Raw genomic sequence first — 21,671 nt, forward strand, 5'->3', positions numbered from 1 at the left:
TACTAGCATGCAAGAAAACGGAAAGTTTGTATTAGTTGTTTCTACAATACTGATTCTTATTATCGTAATTTCTTTAATAATTTTATTCACAGTTTTTCAAAAAAAGAAAAACGATTTGGTTGAGAAACAATTGGAAGAAAAAAAACGGTTTGAAAGAGAAATTGCTGAAACCCAAATAGAAATTAGAGAAGAAACTTTACGAAATATAAGTTGGGAATTGCATGACAATATTGGTCAATTGCTCACTTTGGCTAAAATTCAACTACAAAATACCACTAAAGAAAATATACAAGAGGTTTCAGAAACGATCGCAAAAGGATTGAAAGAAGTAAGAGCATTGTCTAAATTAATCAATCCTGAAGCCATTAAAAATATCGATTTACAAGAAGCGCTTCAATTAGAAATAGATCGTTTTAATCGATTAAATTTCATCAAATCTGAATTGAAAATTATAGGAAATCAACAAAAAATTGATGAGAAATCGGGAATTATTATTTTTAGAATTTTACAAGAATTTTTTTCAAATACAATCAAACATGCCAAAGCATCAGAACTTACTGTTTTAATGGATTATCAAGAAACAATGTTGCAAATTTCGGTTTCAGATAATGGCATTGGATTTTCTTCAGATGAAAAAATGGAAGGGATAGGATTAAGCAATATTAAAAATAGAGCAAAACTCATTGGCGCTAACATCCAATTTCATTCCGAAAAAGACAAAGGAACCTCCTTAAAAATTCAATATTTATTATGAAAAAATATTCAGTGGTTGTTGTTGACGATCACACGTTATTATCTCAAGCTATTGAAAGTATGGTAAATACTTTTAATGAATTTAAAGTGTTGTACACCTGTAAAAATGGGCAGGAATTAGTAGATGTAATTGGCAAATCTCCTAATAATATTCCTCATGTGATTTTGATGGATGTTCATATGCCCATCTTAAATGGCATTGAAACAACTGCAATTATAACTCAAAATTATCCATCAGTACATGTTATGGCGCTTTCTGTTGAAGATGATGATACTACAATTTTAAAAATGTTAAAAGCTGGTGCAATAGGTTATTTACTAAAAGACACTGAAAAAAGTGTATTAGAAAAAGCACTCACAGAAATTGTTGAAAATGGATTTTACCACACCAACAATGTAACAAATTTGTTGATGAAATCATTAAACGGATTGGTTGAAGAAGAAATTTCACTGAAAGAACACGAAATAACATTTCTTAAATTGGCTTGTTCTGAGTTGACCTACAGAGAAATAGCTGAAAAAATGTGTTTAAGTCCGAAAACTGTTGATGGTTACAGAGATGCATTATTTACTAAATGCAATGTAAAAAACAGAATTGGTTTGGTAATATATGCCATAAAAAATAAAATTTACACTGTTTAAAAATTGTGTAAATTTGCAGCATGGAAGAAACAAACAGACAACGAAAAATTGCAGGAGTTTTGCAAAAAGATTTGGTAGATGTGTTGCAAAAAGCAGCACAAGATGGAATGAAAGGTGTCATAATCTCTGTTTCTAAAGTAAGTGTTACTTCAGATTTGGGTGTGGCAAAAGTGTACTTGAGTATTTTTCCTTCTGAAAAAAGAGATGAAATTGTAAAAGGAGTGCAATCAAATACCCCTTTAATTCGTCATGAAATGGCGCAAAGAACTAAAAATCAATTGCGTAGAATGCCAGAGTTATTGTTTTTTGGTGATGACACGTTAGATTATTTAGAAAAAATTGATAATTCTTTGCAAGGAAAAGACGAAAATCCAATAAAAAATCCGGAGTTATTGCCAAGACGTCAAAAAAGATAATCTCAATTCTTTGCGTTTTTCAACCTACATAGCCAAAAGATATTTATTTACTAAAACCAGTAATAACGCTATCAATATCATCACCATTATAGCTTCTTTTGGAGTTATTGTTGGTTCATTGGCTTTGTTTATAATCCTTTCAGGGTTTTCGGGTTTGCGTACTTTTAGTTACGGATTGTTAGATAGTGCAAGTCCTGATATAAAAATTACTGCCACAAAAGGGAAATCTTTTTTAATTACTGATTCAATTTCAAAAATTTTATATCAAAATACTGATATAAAATCAGTTGCGAAAGTCATTGAAGAACGCGTTTTTCTTGAATATGAAGACAAAAACGAAATTGCTTTTATCAAAGGAGTTTCATCAAATTATCCTGAAATCACAAGAATTGATTCCACTCTCAGCACAGGAATTTGGATTGACACCAATTATGTAAATACAGCTGTAATTGGGCGCACAATTGCATTGAAACTCTCTTTAGGCGTTCGAAATTTTACAGAACCATTGCGAATTTTAGTGCCAAAACCAGGTACAGGATTTATAAACCCTCAAAATGCATTTTACAAAACCGAAGTTCAAATTATTGGTTTATATACTGGTACTGAAGAGTTTGAAAGTAAATATGTGTTTGTAGATATTGATCAAGCTGCTGATTTATTAAAATTTCAAAAAAGTCAAATTTCAGCTTTTGAAATTAAATTGAAAAATGCATCAATTGCTGATAAAACTGCAAAACAACTTCAAAATGATTTGGGAACTAATTTTACAATACAAACTAAAGAGCAACTCAATGAAGTTTTTTATAAGGTAATAAATACCGAAAATTTTGTGTCGTATTTGATTTTTACTTTGATTATCATTATTGCTTTGTTCAACGTAATTGGCTCTATCATTATGATGATTATTGATAAAAAAGACAATCTAAAAACCTTATTTAGTTTGGGAGCAACAGTTGCTGAAATCAAAAAAATATTTGTGATTCAAGGATTTTTATTAACGTTTTTTGGAATGATTTTCGGACTTTTTTTGGGAGTGATATTGGTGTTACTTCAAAAAAAATATGGATGGTTTATGATTACTGAAAGTTTAGCATATCCAGTAGAATTTCGATTTACGAATTTATTGGTTGTCGTATTTACGATTACTATTTTAGGATATATTGCGGCAAAAATTGCGAGTAGTAGAATTAGTAAGGAGTTTATTGAAAAAAATTAACTTATTATGAGATTTACATTTTACATTGTAATAGTTCAGTTTCTTGCTCATAATACGTATTCCCAAAAATTAGAGGCATATAAAATTGTTAATGAAAGTATTGTAAAAAATTATTACAAAGATTATAGGATTGATGTTCCTGATAATTGGATTTCACACAAAACTGACCCAGGATTAATTGCACACACTCCAAAGAATTATAAAGATAGTATAGGCACTTTTTCCAACACTCCTAGTTTAATTATTAGAAAGGAGAGAAGAAGTAGAGACATAAATCACCTCTTAAAAGAATTTTTAGTTACAAAAAAAAGTTATTACAAAATTTTTCAATATGAAATTTTAAAAATAAAACATCCAATCTATAATAACTGTCATGTGGTTGTTTATGAAACATTAGAAAGAAATGGAAAAGTAAGAATAATGTGTTTTCTTATTAATGATAAAAGAAAATCTTTTGCTATTTATTATTCAAGCAATATAATTTTTTTTGATGATCACATATCAGATGTTGAAAAAATGGTTAATTCTTTTAGAATATTGAATTAAATACCTGAAATCACCATATTTCCAAATTTTTCTTCCACTAACTCTAAAGTTGCAAAAACATCTTTTGGATCATTAGCAGTTACCATTTGTGTTCTAAATTCTTTAAAATTCGGAATTCCTTTAAAATAGTTGGTGTAATGTCTGCGAGTTTCCACAATTCCCAAACGCTCGCCTTTCCAATCCATAGACCAAGTTAAGTGATTTTTAGCAGCCTCAACTCTATCTTGAATTGTTGGTTTTGCTAAATGTTCGCCTGTTGCAAAATAATGCTTAATTTCATTAAAAATCCATGGATAACCAATGGCTGCTCTGCCAATCATCATTCCATCCAAACCGAATTTATTTTTGTATTCTAGTGCTTTTTCTGGAGAATCAATATCGCCATTTCCAAAAATGGGCATGGAAATTCTTGGATTGTTTTTTACTCGAGCAATGTGCGACCAATCAGAATGGCCTTTATACATTTGCGCTCTCGTTCTTGCGTGTACTGTTAGTGCTTGCACACCAATATCTTGTAAGCGTTCAGCAACTTCATCAATATTGATGGAATTTTCGTCCCAACCCAAACGTGTTTTTACGGTTACAGGCAAATTTGTTCCTTTGATAACTGCCTTTGTTAATCGAACCATTAAATCAATATCTTTTAAAACGCCTGCACCTGCACCTTTGCAAACTACTTTTTTTACAGGACAACCAAAGTTAATATCCACTAAATCAGGCTGAACAGCATCTACAATTCTAGATGACATTTCCATCGCTTCTTCATCTCCACCAAATATTTGAATTCCAACAGGACGTTCATAATCAAAAATATCTAACTTCATTTTGCTTTTTACGGCATCACGAATTAAGCCTTCAGATGATATAAATTCTGAATACATCAAATCTGCTCCATGCAATTTGCATAAACGACGAAAAGGTGGATCAGAAACATCTTCCATTGGTGCTAACAATAATGGAAAATCTGGAAGTTCTATGTTGCCTATTTTTATCAAAACTCAATCTCTTTAGTTACTTCTTTTTTTCCTCTTTTAATAATTACAGATGTTTTATCGCCTTCTTTAAAAATGGATAAAGCACGCATATAACTCATCATATTTGTAATGGTGCTATCACCTAATTTAATTACAATATCACCTTTCAATAAACCTGCTTTTTGAGCTGCTTTTCCTTCAGAAATTCCATCAACTCTCAAGCCTTTTCCGTCAAATAAATAATCAGGAATTACACCCAAACCAACTTTAAAACGAGGTGTAGATTCACTTTCATTTATAGTTTTTCTAAAAGCCAATTTTCCATTATCATCCAAATCAGTGATGATGTTGAAAATGTATTCAGAAATCAATTTCATTCCTTCATAATTCAGTTTTTCTGAATCGTCACTTGGCTTGTGATAATCTTCGTGTTGACCTGTAAAAAAATGTAATACAGGTATATCTGCCAAATAAAAACTTGTATGATCACTTGGCCCAACTCCAGATTCTTGTTGAATTAATTTAAAATTATTGTTGTAAGATTTCAATACTTGTTTAAAAATTGGCGAAGTTCCTGTTCCATAAACAGCTAAAGTGCTGTCGTTTTTCATACGTCCAACCATATCCATATTGATCATATAAGATACTTTTTTGATATCAATCGTTGGATTTTTTACAAAATAATTAGAACCTAAAAGTCCCATTTCTTCACCAGAAAAAGCCATGAATAAGTAATTATTTTTGGTGTTTTTATCTTTTAGTTTTGCTGCCAAATTCAATAAAACAGCTACTCCAGAAGCATTGTCATCTGCGCCATTATGAATCGCTTTTTCAGTATCTCTAAACAACGAACCTTCACCTCCAAAACCCAAATGATCAAAATGTGCTCCAATAATAATGGTGTTTTCAGCTTTGTTGTCAATAAAACCAATTACGTTATTTCCTGTAATTGTACCATCACCATTCACATCAAATTTTACTTCATCATGCGGATTTGTCTTTGGTTTAAATTTAAATGGTTGCAGAAAACCTTGAGTTCCTTTTGGCTGTAATCCCAATTCTTTGAAACGATTTTCAATATAATTTGCTGCTTCTTTTTCGCCTTTGGTACCTGTTTGCCTTCCTTCTAATGCATCAGAAGCTAAAAAAGTAACATCTTCTTCAATTCTGTTTTCTTGATTTATTGCTGGTTTGCAAGAAAATAAACTTGCCAAAAAGATAAAAAATAGGATGTTTCTCATGGTAATTACTATTATTTTTGCAAAGTTAACTAATAAAAAAGAAAATGAGAATTCTTTATTTCCTAATGCTGATTTGTGTAGTAATTTCATGTAAAAAAGACAAGAAACCATCAGAAGTAACAAACAATGAAAAATCAACTTTAATCTTTCCCGAAGAAAAACATTTCAAAAGTTTAAAACAAATCACTTTTGGTGGTGATAATGCAGAGGCTTATTGGAGCTTTGATGATCAAAAAATTGTTTTTCAATCAAACAATAAAAATTGGGGTGTAAACTGTGATCAAATGTTTTTAATGAATTTTGATGAAACTTTCAAAGATAAAAAACCACCAATGATTTCAACAGGATTTGGACGTACAACTTGCGCTTATTTTTTACCCGATAACAAACATTTTGTTTACGGTTCTACGCATTTGGTTGACAAAGAATGTCCTGAAGTTCCATTACGTAAAAACGGAAAATATGTATGGCCAATTTATGATTCGTTTGACATTTTTGTAGCTGATTTACAAGGAAATATTGTAAAACAATTGACCAATGAAATTGGGTATGATGCAGAGGCCACTGTTTCTCCAAAAGGTGATAAAATTGTTTTTACATCAACCAGAACAGGAGATTTAGAATTGTTCACCATGAATATTGATGGAACTGATGTAAAGCAAATTACCAATGAATTGGGGTATGATGGAGGTGCGTTTTTTTCTCCTGATGGAACAAAATTAATTTTCAGAGCATCAAGACCAAAAACGGAAGAAGAAATAAAAGCTTATAAGGATTTATTAGCTCAAGGTTTGGTTGAACCAACAGATATGGAGTTGTTTATATGCAATGCAGATGGCTCAGAATTACGTCAATTAACAGATTTAGGAAACGCTAATTGGAGTCCGTTTTTTCATCCTTCAGGAAAAAAGATTTTATTTTCATCCAATTTTGAAGCTGAAAGAGGATTTCCTTTCAATTTATACATGATTGATTTGGATGGTAAAAATCTAGAAAGAGTAACACATGGCGAAACTTTTGATGCATTTCCTGTGTTTTCAAATGATGGTAAAAAACTGATTTTTTCATCAAACAGAAACAATGGTGGAGGCAGAGATACCAATTTGTTTATTGCTGAATGGCAAGACTAATGATATTCAAGGTTTAAAATTCAAAAATTAAAAATTTTGGCTTGGACAAAAGAAAAAATTCTTAAAAATATCGAAACTTTAATGCGAAGTAAATTTACAGAGCCAAAAGATGCGTTTGATTTTTACGACGAGGACAAAGATGGATTTTTAACAAAAAACGATTTCAAAAAATTGTTGCAAGAAGCTGATGTAAGTGTATTAATTCGTGGTTTGGTTGCTGAATTTATGTTGCAAAGTTTTGATAAAAATAACGATGGTTTGGTTGATTGGCACGAATTTCAAGCAGCAATTGCTGAGACAAATCTCAGAAAATAAATCAAATAAACATCAAATAATTTACTCGATTTTTGAAACCATCTATTATGTATCTTTGCAACTTTAAAAGCCGATAGAAAAACGCATGAAGAACATCAGAAATTTTTGCATTATTGCTCATATTGATCATGGCAAAAGCACGTTAGCAGACAGATTGTTAGATTTTACTGGAACTGTTACAGAACGTGAAAAACAAGACCAATTGTTAGACAATATGGATTTGGAGCGCGAACGTGGCATTACCATCAAATCTCATGCAATTCAAATGGATTATGAGTTTGAGGGCGAAAAATATATTTTAAATTTAATTGATACTCCAGGACACGTAGATTTTTCTTACGAAGTTTCACGTTCCATTGCAGCTTGTGAAGGCGCTTTGTTAATTGTAGATGCTGCACAAAGTATTCAAGCTCAAACCATTTCAAACTTATATTTGGCATTAGAAAATGACTTGGAAATTATTCCGGTTTTAAATAAAGTTGATTTACCTTCTGCAAATCCTGAAGAAGTTACAGATGATATTGTTGATTTATTAGGTTGTGATCCTGAAGATGTTATTCACGCAAGTGGTAAAACAGGTTTTGGAGTTGATACAATTTTGGCAGCGATTATTAAAAAAATTCCAGCTCCAAAAGGAAATCCTGATGCACCTTTAAAGGCATTGATTTTCGATTCTGTTTACAATTCTTACAGAGGAATTGAAACTTATTTTAGAGTGATAGATGGCAGTATCAAAAAAAATCAGCAAATCAAATTCATGGCAACAGGCAAAAATTATGGAGCTGATGAAGTTGGTACTTTAAAATTGACACAAGTTGTAAAAAATGAAGTAAAAACTGGTGATGTTGGCTATTTAATTACAGGCATAAAAACTGCAAAAGAAGTAAAAGTTGGTGATACAATTACCGATTTTGCCAATCCAACTACCGAGAGAATTGATGGTTTTGAAGATGTAAAACCAATGGTTTTTGCTGGAATTTACCCTGTTGATACAGAAGAATATGAAGAATTGCGTTCTTCAATGGAAAAATTACAATTGAATGATGCTTCTTTGGTGTTTCAACCAGAAAGTTCAGCCGCTTTAGGTTTTGGTTTTCGTTGTGGTTTTTTAGGAATGTTGCATATGGAAATCATTCAAGAGCGATTAGAGCGTGAGTTTGACATGACTGTAATTACAACAGTACCAAACGTTTCGTATCACGCTTTTACCAAAAAAGAACCTGAAAAACCTATCATTGTAAACAATCCTTCTGATTTGCCTGATCCATCAAAATTAGACAGAGTTGAAGAGCCTTTTATCAAAGCTTCTATCATTACAAAATCAGATTTTGTTGGTCAGGTAATGAGTTTATGTATTGAAAAAAGAGGTCAAATCATGAATCAAACATATTTAACTCCAGAAAGAGTAGAATTGATTTTTGATATGCCTTTAGCCGAAATTGTATTCGATTTTTACGATCGTTTAAAAACAGTTTCTAAAGGATATGCCTCTTTTGATTATCATCCAATTGGTATGAAAGCATCAAGATTGGTTCGTGTTGATATGCTTTTAAATGCACAACCCGTTGATGCACTTTCTGCATTATTACACGCTGATAATGCCTATGGAATTGGAAAAAGAATTTGTGAAAAGTTGAAAGAATTGATTCCTCGCCAACAATTTGACATTCCTATTCAAGCAGCAATTGGTGCAAAAATTATTGCTCGTGAAACAGTAAAAGCTTTACGAAAAGATGTAACTGCAAAATGTTATGGTGGAGATATTTCTCGTAAACGTAAGTTATTAGAAAAGCAGAAAAAAGGAAAGAAAAGAATGCGTCAAGTGGGGAATGTAGAAATTCCACAGCAAGCATTTATGGCAGTATTAAAGTTGAATGACTAACTTAACTTTAAGGTTTCGAGTTTAATATTTAAAGTCTAAAAACATAAAAAAATCCGAAAGAAATTTTCTTTCGGATTTTTTTTTGCTAACATTAAATCAATGATTCAATGTTATATTAATTTCATTTGTTAATCTCTATTTCCTAAAACTTGCAAAGCCCAATATAAAAGCATTGCTAGTGACCCAATTGCGGCAACTAAATACGTTCTTGCAGCCCATTTTAAAGCATCTGTTGAGCCTTCTAATTCTTGTTGAGAAACCATATTTTTATTTTTCAACCAAGCCAAAGCTCTGTTACTTGCATCATATTCAACAGGCAATGTTATGAAACTGAATGCGGTTGCCAAAGCCATAAAAATCAATCCAATAACGGCTATGGTAAATCCAAAACCAGTTTGTCCTGCACCAGCTCCTAAAATCAAACCACCAATTACCAACCATTGTGAAAATTGTGAAGAAACACTTACAATTGGTACTAATTTAGAACGCATTGTTAACCATTCGTAAGCTTGTGCATGTTGTACAGCGTGCCCAACTTCGTGCGCTGCAACTGCTGCAGCTGCTGCATTTCTTTGATTGTAAACTGCTTCACTTAAATTTACAGTTTTATCTACAGGATTATAATGATCTGTCAATCTTCCTGGGGTTGAAATCACTTTTACATCAAAAATGCCATGATCTGCCAACATTTTTTCGGCAATTTCAGCACCACTCATACCATTTCTAAGGCTAACTTTCGAATATTTATCAAATTTTTTCTTTAAAGTATTGCTGATGATCCAACTTACTAAAGAAATTACACCTATTAATATATAAAATCCAATCATACTATATTTGTTTACTTATTTATGTCAAATTTGTTCGGTAAATTTACAACATAAATTATTCCAATTTTAATGCGGATAAAAAATTATGTCAAAATGTCAAAAAAGCCAAAAATTTTATTGATTTATACAGGAGGAACTATTGGAATGATGAAAGATTATAAAACAAATGCATTAAAAGCATTTGATTTTAGGCAGCTTTTGGATAAAATTCCTGAGTTACAACAATTAAACTGTCAAATTGATAGTGTTTCTTTTGAAAATCCGATAGATTCCTCAAACATGAATACCAAGTATTACGTTGATATTGTTGAAATTATTGAAAAAAACTATGATTTATTTGACGGATTTGTCATTCTCTCAGGTTCAGATACGATGTCATATACTTCATCTGCCACTAGTTTTATGTTAGAAAATTTGCAAAAACCTGTTATTTTCACAGGTTCGCAATTACCAATTGGTGATTTAAGAACGGATGCAAAAGAGAATTTAATCACCTCGATTGAGGTTGCTTGTGCTCAAAAAAACGGTTTCCCAATAATTCAAGAAGTCTGTTTGTATTTTGAATATAAATTGTACAGAGCAAACAGAACTACCAAAATGAATGCTGAGCAATTTGAAGCTTTTGTATCTATGAATTATCCGCCTTTGGCAGAAAGTGGGGTATATTTAAAGTTCAATGAACATTATTTATTAAAAAATGCTGAAAAATCAGCTCCTTTAATTATTCGAAAAAAATTAATTACTGATATAGCTATTCTAAAGATTTTTCCCGGAATTACAAAAAATGTAGTGGAAAGTATCTTGAATATAAAAAATTTGAAAGGTCTAATTTTAGAAACTTTTGGTTCTGGTAATGCGCCTAACGAAATTTGGTTTATAAATTTGATAAAGAAAGCAATTTCAGGTAATATAAGAATTATAAACGTAACTCAATGTTTGGGTGGAAATGTTAATCAAGGTCATTATGATACAAGCGTGGCTTTAAAAAAAATAGGTGTCGTAAGTGGAAAAGATATTACTACTGAGGCAGCAATCGCTAAATTGATGTATCTTTTGAATGAGAATTTTTCTCTAGAAGAGTTTACTTATTATTTCGAGAAATCCATTCGTGGAGAAATTTCATAATTTTTTTTCATAATCCCTCTAAATTAATATTTCTTAAATAAAATTTTAAAAAAATTGTAAATTGTCAATAAATAGGAGTAAAAAAATTTTTTTATGCTTGACATTTTTTGTTACTTGCCCCACCAAAACCAGTATTTATCTAAATAAACTTTTAAAGAATTAGAAAGTTTTATAGAATTTCTGTTTTTGATTTTAAAATTTATATCTTTAACCCGTTAACTATTAAAATTAATTTATAACCAAGATGAAAAAAGTAGTAAATGCCTTATCTGTAACAGGATTCATGTTTTTTGGAGCTATACAATCAACTTTTGCTCAAGAAGCAGTAACAGAAGCAAAAACGTTTCACCAAGTATTAAAACAAAACTTTATTGATGGTGGCCCTGGATTTATGGGAATTGTATTAGTGTCGTTAATCTTAGGATTAGCAATTGCTATTGAAAGAATTATCTATTTAAACATGGCTACAACCAATACTAAAAAATTATTAGCAGATGTAGACGAAGCTCTAAGTTCTGGTGGAGTTGAAGCAGCGAAAGAGGTTTGTAGAAACACAAAAGGACCTGTAGCTTCTATTTTTTACCAAGGTTTAGATAGAGTAGATGAAGGAGTAGAAGAAGCTGAAAAAGCAGTTGTTGCTTATGGAGGTGTACAAATGGGACAATTAGAGAAAAATGTTTCTTGGATTTCATTATTTATTGCTCTTGCACCAATGCTTGGTTTCATGGGTACTGTAATTGGTATGATTGGTGCCTTCAACGACATTGCAGTTGCAAATGACATTTCTCCAGCGGTTGTAGCAGGTGGTATTAAAATCGCCTTATTAACTACAGTATTTGGTCTTGTTGTAGCAATTATTCTTCAAATTTTTTACAATTATATCGTTGCAAAAATTGATAGTATTGTAAATAGCATGGAAGATGCATCTATCTCATTGGTAGATTTATTAGTAAAGTTTAAAAAATAATAATTCATTATGAAGAGTAATAAAATATTAAATCTTTTAATTGCTGGTATTGCCTTAATAGGTGGTATCCTTTTCATAAGAATTTTTATGGAAGATACAGAAGCAATTGAAACAGATGTAGCAATCCAAAATAGTGTTATTAGTCCATTAATTTATTTTTCAACTTGGTTGCTTATTGCAACTGTTGTTGTAGCTATTGGATTATCATTATTGAGTTTGTTTAGAAATCCAGAGAATTTAAAGAAAACTCTAGGAGGATTAGCTGTTTTGGCAGCATTATTGATGATATCCTATTTCCTAGCTGATAGCGATGCAGTTTATAATGCTGCTGGAGGTATTGAGCCAGGAGGTGAAGCAGGATCATCAGTAAACAGATGGGTAGGAGCAGGAATTTGGTACAGTATCATTCTAGGTGGTATTGCAAGTTTGTTCTTTGTGTGGGATTTAGTAAAAGGATTGGTTAAATAACAAAACACTATGGCAAGAAGAGAAAATCCAGAAATTAATGCAGGTTCGATGGCGGACATTGCTTTTCTTTTATTGATTTTCTTCTTAGTTACCACAACAATGAATGTAGATTCAGGTATTTCTAAGAAGTTATCAGAAAAGCCGCCAGCTGATTATGTTCCTCCTGTTATCAAAGAGAAAAATATTTTTGAGGTAAATATCAACAGAAATAATGAGCTTTTGGTAGAAGGTGATCGAATGGACATAAAAGACTTAAAAGAAGCTGCTATCAAATTCATTGATAATGGTGGTGGAATTGGAAATGCTGGCGAAGATGGGTCTCCAGGAAAAGCTTGTGATTATTGTCAAGGTGATAGAAGCGAAAGTTCTTCAGACCATCCAAATAAAGCAATCATTTCTGTTCAAAGTGATAGAGGTACTGAATATGGTACTTATATTCAAGTTCAAAATGAGTTGTTAAAAGCTTATACTGAATTAAGAAACAGATTGTCAAGACAAAAATACCAAATGACTTTTGATGAGCTAGAAAAAGCTTATGACGAAGCCAAAAAGAACGCTGGTATGAAAGACAGAGTTGAAGATTTAAGAGTTAAAGTAGAGTTTATTAAAACTGCTTATCCTCAAATTATTTCTGATGCTGAACCAACATCTTAATTAATTTTAAAATTTAACAAATATGTCTAAATTTAGAAAAAAGAAGAAAGGAATGCCTGCTGTAAATACTGCAGCATTACCTGACATCGTTTTCATGTTATTATTCTTCTTCATGGTTACAACAACTATGAGAGAAACTGATTTGAGAATTGAAAATCCAAGACTTCCTAGTGCGACTGAAATTAAAAAGTTAGAGCATAAAAGTTTGGTTTGTACAATCTATGTTGGTAAAGCAAAGGATGAAAATAAAGGTAGTGGATACAACAAAATTCAATTAAATGATAAAATTGCGTCTGCTGATCAAGTACCTGCTTTTATCATCAATGCAAGAACAAAAGTGTCAGAAGCTGAAATTCCTTTTATGACAACCTCAATAAAAGCTGATAAAGAATCAAATGTTGGTACTATCACTGATATTCGTTTGAAATTGAGAGATGTAAATGCTTTAAAAGTTAGTTATTCAACCCAAAAAGGTTCAGGTAATTAATTTTACAAATAGTTTTAAAAAAGGGTAATTCTAAAGAATTACCCTTTTTTATTTTTTGTATATTCCTTAAAAAAATATCGTATATTTCATCATATATATTCTTGATATGAAAAAATTGGTATCTTTTCTTTTTTTGATTTTCTTTGTTTCTGTGTCATTTGCTCAGAAGGATTCTTTACAAATTGGAGATAAATATGCTGACGATCAGATTTATGCTTCTATATCATACGCACAATTTTTTAAACAACCTACCACAATTAGCAAAAGTGGTTTTTCATTTGGTGTATCTACAGGTTTTATAAAAGATATAATTTTAAATAAACAAGGCACAATTTCTATTGGAGTTGGAGTTGGTTATGGTTATGATTATTTCAATCACAATTTAAAAGTTCAGGAAATTAATAATACAACAATCTTCATTGAATCTAATACTAATATAAATTCAAATATATTTTCTTCTCATAATATTGAGTTTCCTCTAGAATTTCGTTGGAGAACATCAAATGCGGTGAAATTTGATTTTTGGCGAATTTATACTGGAGTGAAATTTTTATACAATTTTTCTAATACTTTCCGATTTGATGAGAATGGTACTCAATTTTCCTATAAAAATGTTTCAGCTTATAACAATTTTCAATACGGATTAACTTTTTCAGCAGGTTATGATGTAATCAATCTTCACGTATTTTATAATTTAACACCAATTTTTAAAAATGCAACTATCAATTCTGAACCTATTGATACTAGTATTTTGAAGTTTGGACTGATTTTTTACATTTTATAAAACACAAAAAGTAATTATTGGCGCAACTACACCTGTAAAAAATCCAACATAAATTTCTTTTGGTGAATGTGCATTTAAATGAAGTCTTGCAGCTGCTACAATTCCTGAAAGGAATAAATTAATCATTATAATTAACAAAAATGATTGATTGTGTATAACGCTTAACGTCATGAAAAAGCCAGTAAAAATTCCGAATGAAAGAAGGTGAATACTTGCTTTAATTTTAAAATGAAACAAAATATACACTATTACTAATCCTAAAGATGTTGCATAAAATAACAATGCAATATCATTAAAACGTTGGATATGATGTAGAGTATTTCCAAGTAAATAGAAAACTACTAACATGATAGCTATAGGTAATTTTCTATCATGGATAGTTTCTGTTTTATAAGAATCTATCAATTTTAATTTTTTAAAAAGTACTAAAATCAATAATGGAATTAGGTAAGTAATTATAAATACCAAACTTAAAACAACTAATTTTTGGTTGCTTTCAAAATTAATTGGAGTTACTAAAAAATATAACATTACTCCAACAGTTGGAATCACAATTGGATGTAATAGTACAGATATAAATTGAGGAATTTTCACAAAATTTCTTTTCGTAAACGCGCAACAGGCAAATCTAATTGTTCTCTATATTTTGCAATCGTTCTTCTGGCTATTGGGTACCCTTTTTCTTTTAAAATTTCAGCCAATTTTTCGTCAGTCAAAGGTCTTTTTTTGTTTTCTTCGGCAATTACAGTTTGTAAAATATTCTTAATTTCTTTAGTAGAAACATCTTCACCTTGGTCATTTTTCATTGATTCAGAAAAGAATTCTTTAATCAATTTTGTTCCATAAGGTGTAGCAACATATTTACTGTTTGCAACTCTAGAAACTGTAGAAATGTCCATGTTTATTTGATCAGCAATATCTTTTAAAATCATTGGTTTTAGCTTTCGTTCATCACCAGTTAAAAAATAATCATATTGATAATGCATAATTGCATTCATGGTTACCAGCAACGTTTGTTGGCGTTGTTTGATTGCATCAATAAACCATTTTGCTGCATCTAACTTTTGTTTGATGAAAAACACAGCATCTTTTTGAGACTGACTTTTTGTTGTAGCTTCTTGATAACCTCTCATCATATTGCTATATTCCTTTGAAATATGCAATTCTGGAGCATTTCTAGAATTCAATGTCAATTCCAATTCTCCATCAATAATTTTAATTGAGAAATCAGGCACAATTTGTTCTGCAAATTTGTTGTTTCCTGAATAAGAACTGCCAGGTTTTGGGTTTAATTTTGAAATTTCGGTATTGATTAACTTTAATTCCTCTTCAGTAATTCCGTATTTTTCTTGTAGTTTTTCGTAATGTTTTTTTACAAAATGATCAAAGGCATTTTCTAAAATATCAATCGCTAAAGTTCTTATTTTATTAGTTTCTTTCGATTTTAATTGAATGATTAAACATTCCTTTAAATCTCTTGCACCAATACCAATTGGATCTAAATTATGAACTACAGAAGTTAATATTTCTATTACTTTTTCTTCGGTTGTAAAGACGTTTGCTGAAAAAGCAAGGTCATCAACCAAATCAATAATTTCTCTTCTTATATAACCACTATCATCAATACTACCCACTAAATACTCAGCAATAGTAAACTCATCATCCGTTAAACGAAACGTATTTAATTGATTTTTTAAAGATTGATGAAAACTAATTCCCGCTTCATAAGGCACATTTTTTTCTTCATCATCTGCTGAATAATTATTTGCCTGAGTTTTATAACTTGGCACTTCATCATCACTTAAATATTCATCAATATTAATGTCATCAGCATTTATTATCTCTGAATCATTATCATCATCATACTCATTTGACAAATCGTCATCATAATTTTCAGTTTCCTCTTTTCCGTCATCAAGAGCAGGATTTTCCTCTAATTCTTGTTTTAAACGTTCTTCAAATGCTTGCGTAGGCAATTGAATCAACTTCATCAACTGGATTTGTTGTGGAGATAATTTTTGTAAGAGTTTGAATTGTAAACTTTGCTTTAACATAATTACAAAGATAAGAATTAAGACAAAAATAAAATCGCCATTCTTTAAGGAATGACGATTGTTTTATAAAGTTATTTTTGATGCTTAAAATTCTGCATTTTGAGGTGTTCTTGGAAATGGAATTACATCACGAATATTACTCATTCCTGTTGAAAATTGCACTAATCTTTCAAAACCAAGACCAAAACCTGAATGCACTGCAGTACCAAATTTTCGTAAATCTAAATACCACCACAATTCTTCTTCTTCAATGCCTAAAGTTTTCATTTTTGCTACTAAAACATCAAAACGCTCTTCTCTTTGACTTCCTCCAACGATTTCTCCAATGCCAGGAAATAACACATCCATAGCTCTTACTGTTTTTCCATCATCGTTCAAACGCATATAAAATGCTTTGATATTTGCAGGATAATCATATAAAATTACAGGACATTTGAAATGAGTTTCTACTAAAAAACGCTCGTGTTCTGATTGTAAATCTGCTCCCCATTCATTGATTGGATATTGAAATTTTTTCTTTTTATTTGGAGTAGAATTGCGTAAAATATCAATCGCTTCTGTGTAAGAAACACGCTTAAAGTTATTGTCAACTACAAAACGCAATTTTTCTAACAAACTCATTTCACTGCGATCGTTCATTGGTTTTGTTTTGTCTTCATCTAACAAACGCTGATTTAAAAATTCTAAATCATCTTGACAGTGTTTTAAAATATATTTCAAAACCGATTTGATAAAATCTTCTGCCAAATCCATGTTTCCGTCTAAATCCATGAAAGCAACTTCGGGTTCAATCATCCAAAACTCTGCTAAATGCCTAGTTGTATTTGAATTTTCAGCTCTAAAAGTGGGTCCGAAAGTATAGGCTTTTCCTAGAGACATGGCATAGGCTTCTGCTTCTAATTGACCAGAAACTGTCAAATTCGTTTCTTTTCCGAAGAAATCTTTTGAATAATCTATATTTCCATCTTCTGTTAATGGTGCTTTTGAAGGGTGAAGGGTAGTTACACGAAACATTTCTCCTGCGCCTTCAGCATCTGACCCAGTTATAATGGGTGTATTTACATAGTTAAAACCATTTTCTTGGAAATAGGTATGAACTGCAAAAGACAATTTAGAACGAACACGCATTACAGCACCAAAAGTATTGGTTCGTGTGCGTAAATGAGCATTTTCTCTTAAAAATTCAAAGCTATGTTTTTTAGGCTGAATTGGATATTCTTCAGGGTTGGAATCTCCTAAAATTTCAATTTCAGAAACTTGAATTTCAACAGATTGTCCTTTTCCTTGACTTTCTACAACAACTCCTTTTACAGTAATTGCTGCACCTGTTGTGATTCTTTTTAAAGTATCTTCAGGAGTGGTTTCAAAGTCAATTACACATTGAATATTTTTGATAGTTGAACCATCATTCAAAGCAATAAAACGATTGCTTCTAAAAGTTCTAACCCAACCTTTTAGTATAATTTCTTGAGATAAAATACTTGAATTTAAAATTTCAACAACGCTCTTTTCTGTCATTTTTTTCCTTTTTAAGTGCTTGATTTTAATATTTTTGAAAACAATGGTAAAGATACTTTTTTGCTTTTAGAATACAATAGTTCAACTTTTAATAATCGAGATAATTTTAATCTTCTATTTTCTCATCCTCCGCAGGAATAATTTCTATTGCGGGTTCTTTAAATATCTTTTTATTGGCTATTTTCTTTTCAAAAGTTAGTAATAATGAAGGTAACAATAATAAGTTTGAAACCATTGCAAATAATAAAGTGATGGATACTAATCCTCCCAAGGCAATAGTACCTCCAAAACTCGATAATGTAAACACTAAAAACCCAAAAAATAATACGATTGATGTATAAAACATACTTACACCAGTTTCGCGTAAAGCAGCAAAAACAGATGGCTTTATACGCCAGTTATGAGCTATTAATTCTTGTCGATATTTTGCTAAAAAGTGAATGGTGTCATCTACTGAAATTCCAAAAGCAATACTGAAAACTAGAATAGTTGATGGTTTTATGGGAATATCAAAAAAGCCCATCAATCCTGCAGTAATTAACAATGGTAAAATATTCGGAATTAATGAAATTAAAATCATTTGTGGCGAACGAAACATCCAAGCCATAAAGATGGAAATAAGTACAATTGCCAGTGATAGCGAAAATACTAAATTGGTTATCAAATAATTAGTCCCTTTGATAAAAACCAAGGCTTTTCCTGTTAAACTTACAGTGTATTTTTCTTTGTCAAATTCTTTGTCAATAACAGTTTGAATTCTCTCTTGAATATCATCCATTTTGTCAGTGCCAATGTCTTTCATAAACGTCGTAATTCGTGCATAACGACCTGTAGAATCTACAAAACTTTTTAACATTCCAGAGTCATTACTTGAGTTTTTGGTGTAGGCAAAAATGTAATTTTGCTCTTGACTTGTGGGCAATTGATAGTATTTTGGATTTCCTTGATAATATGCTTGTTTAGAATATTTTACCAAATTTACCACCGAAATTGGTTTTGATAATTCAGGAAAAGTTTCAATTGCTTCATTGATTTTTTCCATCTTTTTTAAGGTGGATAATTTCATGACACCTTTTTCTTTTTTGGTATCAATTAAGATTTCCAAAGGCATAATACCACCAAACTCGTTTTCAAAAAACTTGATGTCTTTATAAAAACCCATACTTTTAGGCATGTCTTCAATCAAACTACCTGATACACGAATTTGATACACGCCAATGATGCCAATGATAATGATAATTACAGAGGTAAAATAAATTCCGATTCTGTGCTCTCTTACCGTTTTTTCCATCCAATCAACCACATTTTCTATCCATTTACGTTCTAAATGATTCAAATGTTTTTTCTTTGGGAGTGGCATGAAACTGTAAATAATAGGAATCAGCAACAGCGCCAAAATAAAAATACTGATGATATTTATTGATGCTAAAATTCCGAATTCACGCAATAAATCACTTTTTACAAAAACAAAAGTTGCAAAACCAGCAGCAGTTGTAATGTTTGTCATCAAAGTTGCGTTGCCAATTTTAGTAATGACACGTTGCAAAGATTTTGCTTGATTGCCATGTTTTTTAATTTCTTGTTGGTATTTATTAATCAAGAAAACAGCATTTGGCACTCCAATTACAATGATTAATGGCGGAATTAATGCTGATAAAACAGTGATTTCATAACGAAACCAACCAATAAAACCAAAAGCCCAGGTAACGCCAATCAATACTACTAAAAGCGTAATAAATGTGGCTCTGTATGATCTAAAAAAGAAAAAGAAAATAACAGCAGTAATCAATAAAGCACCCAAAACGAATAATAAAATTTCATCTTGAATATTTTGGGAATTCAATGTTCGGATATAGGGCATTCCAGAAATTCGAACATCAACATTGTTTTCTTTTTCAAATTTCTCTACAACAGGAATTAATTTATTGAAAATAAAATCTCTACGAACAGGCGTATTAATCAATTCCTTTTTAATATAAATCGCTGTTTGTAAAGTGCCTGTATTTTTATTGAACAGTAAATTATCATAGAAAGGCAATTTCTCAAACAATTGTTTTTTGATGGCTAAGACTTCTTCTGTTGTTTTTGGATCTTCATCAAATAAAGGCTCTAAAACAAATTTTCGTTTGCTTCTATCGGCTTTTAGTTTTTGAACATCGGCAATTGAAAGAGTAAAATCAACTTCTTCTAAATCTTCAAAATTATCAATCAAATGATTCCAAGCATTGAATTTTTTAGGAGAAAAAACAGATGAATCTTTAATCCCTAGAATTACTAAATTTCCTTCTTCACCAAAAATCTCTAAAAACTTATTGTATTCAAGATTTACTTCGTGGTTTTCAGGAAGTAAGTTTGCTTCGGTATATGAAAATTTCATATACTTTATTTGCGAAGCTAATAAACCTGTGATGATAGCAATTATTAATAAAACCAAGTAACGGTTTCTTAAAATGATACCCGCAACTTTTGTCCAGAAATTCATTTAAAAAAAATTTTTGCAAAGGTAACTAATTGTCTTTGCGATTAAAAACAAAAAAGAGTGTTAAAAAACACGGTAGATTCAACAATCAAATACAACACAATTAAAAAATAATTCTTTCGGACTTTTGAATTTTAAGTTTTTCCTTGGTCTTCTGTTAATTTTATGTTGTACTTGTTTAATAAATTCTTCGTCAAAGTTATTAAATTCTGATTGTTTAGGAATATATTGCCTAATTAATTTATTAGAATATTCGCTTAAACCTCTTTCCCACGAGGCATATGGATGTGCAAAATAAAATTCAGTTTGTAATTTTTTTGCGATTTTTTGATGTTGTGCAAACTCACTTCCATTATCACTTGTTATTGACTTTACTGCGTTTTTATAAGGTAACAGCATATCGATAACTGTATTAGCGAGTGCTTCTGCGTTTTTACCTTTTTCAAGTTTTTTTATCATAATCATAGCAGTAGTTCTCTCTACAATAGTAACCATAGCTCCTTTATTGTTTTTCCCCACAATTAAATCTATTTCCCAATCACCAAATCGTTCTTTGTTGTTAATTAAATCAGGTCTTTGGTCAATAGAAACTTTGTTTTTGATAATCTCGTGTTTTCCAGAAACTGGTCGTTTCCTGTGTTTGAGCTGATGTCGAAGATGCTTGTACAAGTTACCACCTTTAGTTTTGTCTTGCCTTATGTATTGATAGATTCTCTCAATAGAAACCATATCTACTTCATTACATTTACAGTAGCCTTTAATTTGTTCGGGAGACCACTGTTCTTCTTTTATCCACTTATCTATTTGCTTTTGCATACAAGTAGTAAACTTGCGATTAGTGGTAAAATGCTCTTTTCTTTCTTCTGCCAGTTCTTGAGCAAAATTTGGGTTGTAAAGGCCTTGTTTTGTATTGTTTCGCTTTAATTCACGATGTATGGTACTTCTATCAACACCTATTTTTATTGCTATTTCGGTTTTTGTTATACCACATTCAAGATATGCTTTTATTACGTACCTTTGTTCTAATGTTAAATGCTTCATCTGTATTTTTTTAGACGAAAACAAAGGTCGAACATTTAAACCTAAGAGAGAAAGACGTTGATTTTTCTCTCTTTTTTCATTCCGCTACGCTTCATTTCAAAAAGAGAGAAAAATTATCTAATGTTGCATTTACTAATTGAACTTACCCACTC

22 protein-coding genes are annotated in these 21,671 nt (G+C 30.8%); 14 read left to right on the top strand and 8 right to left on the bottom strand.

Annotated features, from left to right (window positions below):
• Positions 1 to 7: 7 nt before the first annotated feature.
• From WHA43_RS10075 to WHA43_RS10095, 5 genes are read left to right on the top strand one after another with little or no spacing between them, the layout of a single operon-like run.
• A complete protein-coding gene (locus WHA43_RS10075; RefSeq protein WP_105046925.1) occupies positions 8 to 754 on the top strand; it encodes a sensor histidine kinase in 747 nt (248 codons plus the stop codon).
• On the top strand, positions 751 to 1,395 hold the full coding sequence (locus tag WHA43_RS10080; protein ID WP_105046926.1) for a response regulator transcription factor: 645 nt from the start codon (positions 751 to 753) through the stop codon (positions 1,393 to 1,395). Before WHA43_RS10075 ends, WHA43_RS10080 begins: the two co-directional genes overlap by 4 nt.
• A 20-nt stretch (positions 1,396 to 1,415) precedes the next feature.
• Positions 1,416 to 1,811 carry a 30S ribosome-binding factor RbfA gene (gene rbfA, locus WHA43_RS10085; protein WP_105046927.1) on the top strand — a complete coding sequence of 132 codons (396 nt, stop codon included), beginning with the start codon at positions 1,416 to 1,418 and terminating at the stop codon, positions 1,809 to 1,811.
• Positions 1,812 to 1,821: 10 nt separating this feature from the next.
• Positions 1,822 to 3,027, top strand: coding sequence for an ABC transporter permease (locus tag WHA43_RS10090; RefSeq protein WP_105046928.1), 1,206 nt, complete (start codon positions 1,822 to 1,824; stop codon positions 3,025 to 3,027).
• A gap of 6 nt (positions 3,028 to 3,033) precedes the next feature.
• Positions 3,034 to 3,573, top strand: coding sequence for a hypothetical protein (locus WHA43_RS10095; RefSeq protein ID WP_105046929.1), 540 nt, complete (start codon positions 3,034 to 3,036; stop codon positions 3,571 to 3,573).
• Here WHA43_RS10095 and dusB read toward each other — a convergent pair.
• Both dusB and WHA43_RS10105 read right to left on the bottom strand, forming a co-directional pair.
• The gene (gene dusB / locus WHA43_RS10100) at positions 3,570 to 4,568 is read right to left on the bottom strand and encodes a tRNA dihydrouridine synthase DusB (RefSeq protein WP_105046930.1); all 999 of its coding nucleotides are present in this window, start codon (positions 4,566 to 4,568) and stop codon (positions 3,570 to 3,572) included. The genes WHA43_RS10095 and dusB overlap by 4 nt on opposite strands.
• On the bottom strand, positions 4,565 to 5,788 hold the full coding sequence (locus tag WHA43_RS10105; protein ID WP_105046931.1) for a M20/M25/M40 family metallo-hydrolase: 1,224 nt from the start codon (positions 5,786 to 5,788) through the stop codon (positions 4,565 to 4,567). The genes dusB and WHA43_RS10105 overlap by 4 nt, the downstream gene beginning before the upstream one ends.
• Before the next feature lie 44 nt (positions 5,789 to 5,832).
• On the opposite strand from WHA43_RS10105, the gene WHA43_RS10110 reads away from it, so the two are divergent.
• The 3 genes from WHA43_RS10110 to lepA all read left to right on the top strand — a co-directional run bounded on the left by WHA43_RS10110 (position 5,833) and on the right by lepA (position 9,115).
• The gene (locus tag WHA43_RS10110) at positions 5,833 to 6,918 is read left to right on the top strand and encodes a TolB family protein (protein WP_105046932.1); all 1,086 of its coding nucleotides are present in this window, start codon (positions 5,833 to 5,835) and stop codon (positions 6,916 to 6,918) included.
• Positions 6,919 to 6,954: 36 nt separating this feature from the next.
• Complete coding sequence (locus tag WHA43_RS10115) at positions 6,955 to 7,233, top strand: EF-hand domain-containing protein (protein WP_105046933.1); 279 nt, start codon at positions 6,955 to 6,957, stop codon at positions 7,231 to 7,233.
• A gap of 85 nt (positions 7,234 to 7,318) precedes the next feature.
• Positions 7,319 to 9,115, top strand: a complete 1,797-nt coding sequence (lepA, locus tag WHA43_RS10120; protein ID WP_105046934.1) for a translation elongation factor 4 — start codon at positions 7,319 to 7,321, stop codon at positions 9,113 to 9,115.
• Positions 9,116 to 9,243: 128 nt separating this feature from the next.
• On the opposite strand, the gene WHA43_RS10125 is transcribed toward lepA, so the two are convergent.
• The gene (locus WHA43_RS10125; protein WP_105046935.1) at positions 9,244 to 9,942 is read right to left on the bottom strand and encodes a zinc metallopeptidase; all 699 of its coding nucleotides are present in this window, start codon (positions 9,940 to 9,942) and stop codon (positions 9,244 to 9,246) included.
• A 93-nt stretch (positions 9,943 to 10,035) separates the two neighbouring features.
• Here WHA43_RS10125 and WHA43_RS10130 point away from each other — a divergent pair, with 93 nt between their 5' ends.
• The 6 genes from WHA43_RS10130 to WHA43_RS10155 all read left to right on the top strand — a co-directional run bounded on the left by WHA43_RS10130 (position 10,036) and on the right by WHA43_RS10155 (position 14,427).
• Positions 10,036 to 11,067: an asparaginase gene (locus WHA43_RS10130; RefSeq protein WP_105046936.1), complete on the top strand. Its 1,032-nt coding sequence runs from the start codon at positions 10,036 to 10,038 to the stop codon at positions 11,065 to 11,067.
• Positions 11,068 to 11,311: 244 nt separating this feature from the next.
• Positions 11,312 to 12,034: a MotA/TolQ/ExbB proton channel family protein gene (locus tag WHA43_RS10135; RefSeq protein WP_105046937.1), complete on the top strand. Its 723-nt coding sequence runs from the start codon at positions 11,312 to 11,314 to the stop codon at positions 12,032 to 12,034.
• A 9-nt stretch (positions 12,035 to 12,043) separates the two neighbouring features.
• The gene (locus WHA43_RS10140) at positions 12,044 to 12,502 is read left to right on the top strand and encodes a hypothetical protein (protein WP_105046938.1); all 459 of its coding nucleotides are present in this window, start codon (positions 12,044 to 12,046) and stop codon (positions 12,500 to 12,502) included.
• 9 nt (positions 12,503 to 12,511) lie between these two features.
• Positions 12,512 to 13,156, top strand: a complete 645-nt coding sequence (locus tag WHA43_RS10145; protein ID WP_105046939.1) for an ExbD/TolR family protein — start codon at positions 12,512 to 12,514, stop codon at positions 13,154 to 13,156.
• A 22-nt stretch (positions 13,157 to 13,178) separates the two neighbouring features.
• Positions 13,179 to 13,643: an ExbD/TolR family protein gene (locus WHA43_RS10150; protein WP_105046940.1), complete on the top strand. Its 465-nt coding sequence runs from the start codon at positions 13,179 to 13,181 to the stop codon at positions 13,641 to 13,643.
• Positions 13,644 to 13,749: 106 nt separating this feature from the next.
• Positions 13,750 to 14,427 carry a porin family protein gene (locus WHA43_RS10155; protein WP_105046941.1) on the top strand — a complete coding sequence of 226 codons (678 nt, stop codon included), beginning with the start codon at positions 13,750 to 13,752 and terminating at the stop codon, positions 14,425 to 14,427.
• Here WHA43_RS10155 and WHA43_RS10160 read toward each other — a convergent pair.
• The 5 genes from WHA43_RS10160 to WHA43_RS10180 all read right to left on the bottom strand — a co-directional run bounded on the left by WHA43_RS10160 (position 14,422) and on the right by WHA43_RS10180 (position 21,519).
• Entirely contained in the window at positions 14,422 to 15,021 is a 600-nt protein-coding gene (locus WHA43_RS10160; protein ID WP_226742885.1) for a hypothetical protein, read from the bottom strand. The two genes, WHA43_RS10155 and WHA43_RS10160, sit on opposite strands and share 6 nt — an antisense overlap.
• Positions 15,018 to 16,481, bottom strand: coding sequence for an RNA polymerase factor sigma-54 (rpoN, locus tag WHA43_RS10165; protein ID WP_105046942.1), 1,464 nt, complete (start codon positions 16,479 to 16,481; stop codon positions 15,018 to 15,020). The genes WHA43_RS10160 and rpoN overlap by 4 nt, the downstream gene beginning before the upstream one ends.
• Before the next feature lie 84 nt (positions 16,482 to 16,565).
• Entirely contained in the window at positions 16,566 to 17,999 is a 1,434-nt protein-coding gene (gene asnS / locus WHA43_RS10170; RefSeq protein ID WP_105046943.1) for an asparagine--tRNA ligase, read from the bottom strand.
• 106 nt (positions 18,000 to 18,105) lie between these two features.
• Positions 18,106 to 20,481 carry an efflux RND transporter permease subunit gene (locus WHA43_RS10175; RefSeq protein WP_105046944.1) on the bottom strand — a complete coding sequence of 792 codons (2,376 nt, stop codon included), beginning with the start codon at positions 20,479 to 20,481 and terminating at the stop codon, positions 18,106 to 18,108.
• 78 nt (positions 20,482 to 20,559) lie between these two features.
• On the bottom strand, positions 20,560 to 21,519 hold the full coding sequence (locus WHA43_RS10180) for an IS30 family transposase (RefSeq protein WP_105046945.1): 960 nt from the start codon (positions 21,517 to 21,519) through the stop codon (positions 20,560 to 20,562).
• Between the last annotated feature and the right edge of the window lie 152 nt (positions 21,520 to 21,671).

It is taken from the genome of Polaribacter gangjinensis (assembly GCF_038024125.1).
GTDB classification, from domain to species: domain Bacteria; phylum Bacteroidota; class Bacteroidia; order Flavobacteriales; family Flavobacteriaceae; genus Polaribacter; species Polaribacter gangjinensis.

Bases quoted from the DNA above. Each gene is read 5' to 3' on its own strand.
- WHA43_RS10095 (WP_105046929.1), top strand. From the start codon at position 3,034: ATGAGATTTACATTTTACATTGTAATAGTTCAGTTTCTTGCTCATAAT.
- asnS (WP_105046943.1), bottom strand. From the start codon at position 17,999: ATGACAGAAAAGAGCGTTGTTGAAATTTTAAATTCAAGTATTTTATCT.
- WHA43_RS10125 (WP_105046935.1), bottom strand. From the start codon at position 9,942: ATGATTGGATTTTATATATTAATAGGTGTAATTTCTTTAGTAAGTTGG.
- WHA43_RS10130 (WP_105046936.1), top strand. From the start codon at position 10,036: ATGTCAAAAAAGCCAAAAATTTTATTGATTTATACAGGAGGAACTATT.
- WHA43_RS10075 (WP_105046925.1), top strand. From the start codon at position 8: ATGCAAGAAAACGGAAAGTTTGTATTAGTTGTTTCTACAATACTGATT.
- rpoN (WP_105046942.1), bottom strand. From the start codon at position 16,481: ATGTTAAAGCAAAGTTTACAATTCAAACTCTTACAAAAATTATCTCCA.
- lepA (WP_105046934.1), top strand. From the start codon at position 7,319: ATGAAGAACATCAGAAATTTTTGCATTATTGCTCATATTGATCATGGC.
- WHA43_RS10105 (WP_105046931.1), bottom strand. From the start codon at position 5,788: ATGAGAAACATCCTATTTTTTATCTTTTTGGCAAGTTTATTTTCTTGC.
- rbfA (WP_105046927.1), top strand. From the start codon at position 1,416: ATGGAAGAAACAAACAGACAACGAAAAATTGCAGGAGTTTTGCAAAAA.
- WHA43_RS10145 (WP_105046939.1), top strand. From the start codon at position 12,512: ATGGCAAGAAGAGAAAATCCAGAAATTAATGCAGGTTCGATGGCGGAC.
- WHA43_RS10150 (WP_105046940.1), top strand. From the start codon at position 13,179: ATGTCTAAATTTAGAAAAAAGAAGAAAGGAATGCCTGCTGTAAATACT.
- WHA43_RS10175 (WP_105046944.1), bottom strand. From the start codon at position 20,481: ATGAATTTCTGGACAAAAGTTGCGGGTATCATTTTAAGAAACCGTTAC.
- WHA43_RS10135 (WP_105046937.1), top strand. From the start codon at position 11,312: ATGAAAAAAGTAGTAAATGCCTTATCTGTAACAGGATTCATGTTTTTT.
- WHA43_RS10140 (WP_105046938.1), top strand. From the start codon at position 12,044: ATGAAGAGTAATAAAATATTAAATCTTTTAATTGCTGGTATTGCCTTA.
- WHA43_RS10180 (WP_105046945.1), bottom strand. From the start codon at position 21,519: ATGAAGCATTTAACATTAGAACAAAGGTACGTAATAAAAGCATATCTT.
- WHA43_RS10110 (WP_105046932.1), top strand. From the start codon at position 5,833: ATGAGAATTCTTTATTTCCTAATGCTGATTTGTGTAGTAATTTCATGT.
- WHA43_RS10155 (WP_105046941.1), top strand. From the start codon at position 13,750: ATGAAAAAATTGGTATCTTTTCTTTTTTTGATTTTCTTTGTTTCTGTG.
- WHA43_RS10080 (WP_105046926.1), top strand. From the start codon at position 751: ATGAAAAAATATTCAGTGGTTGTTGTTGACGATCACACGTTATTATCT.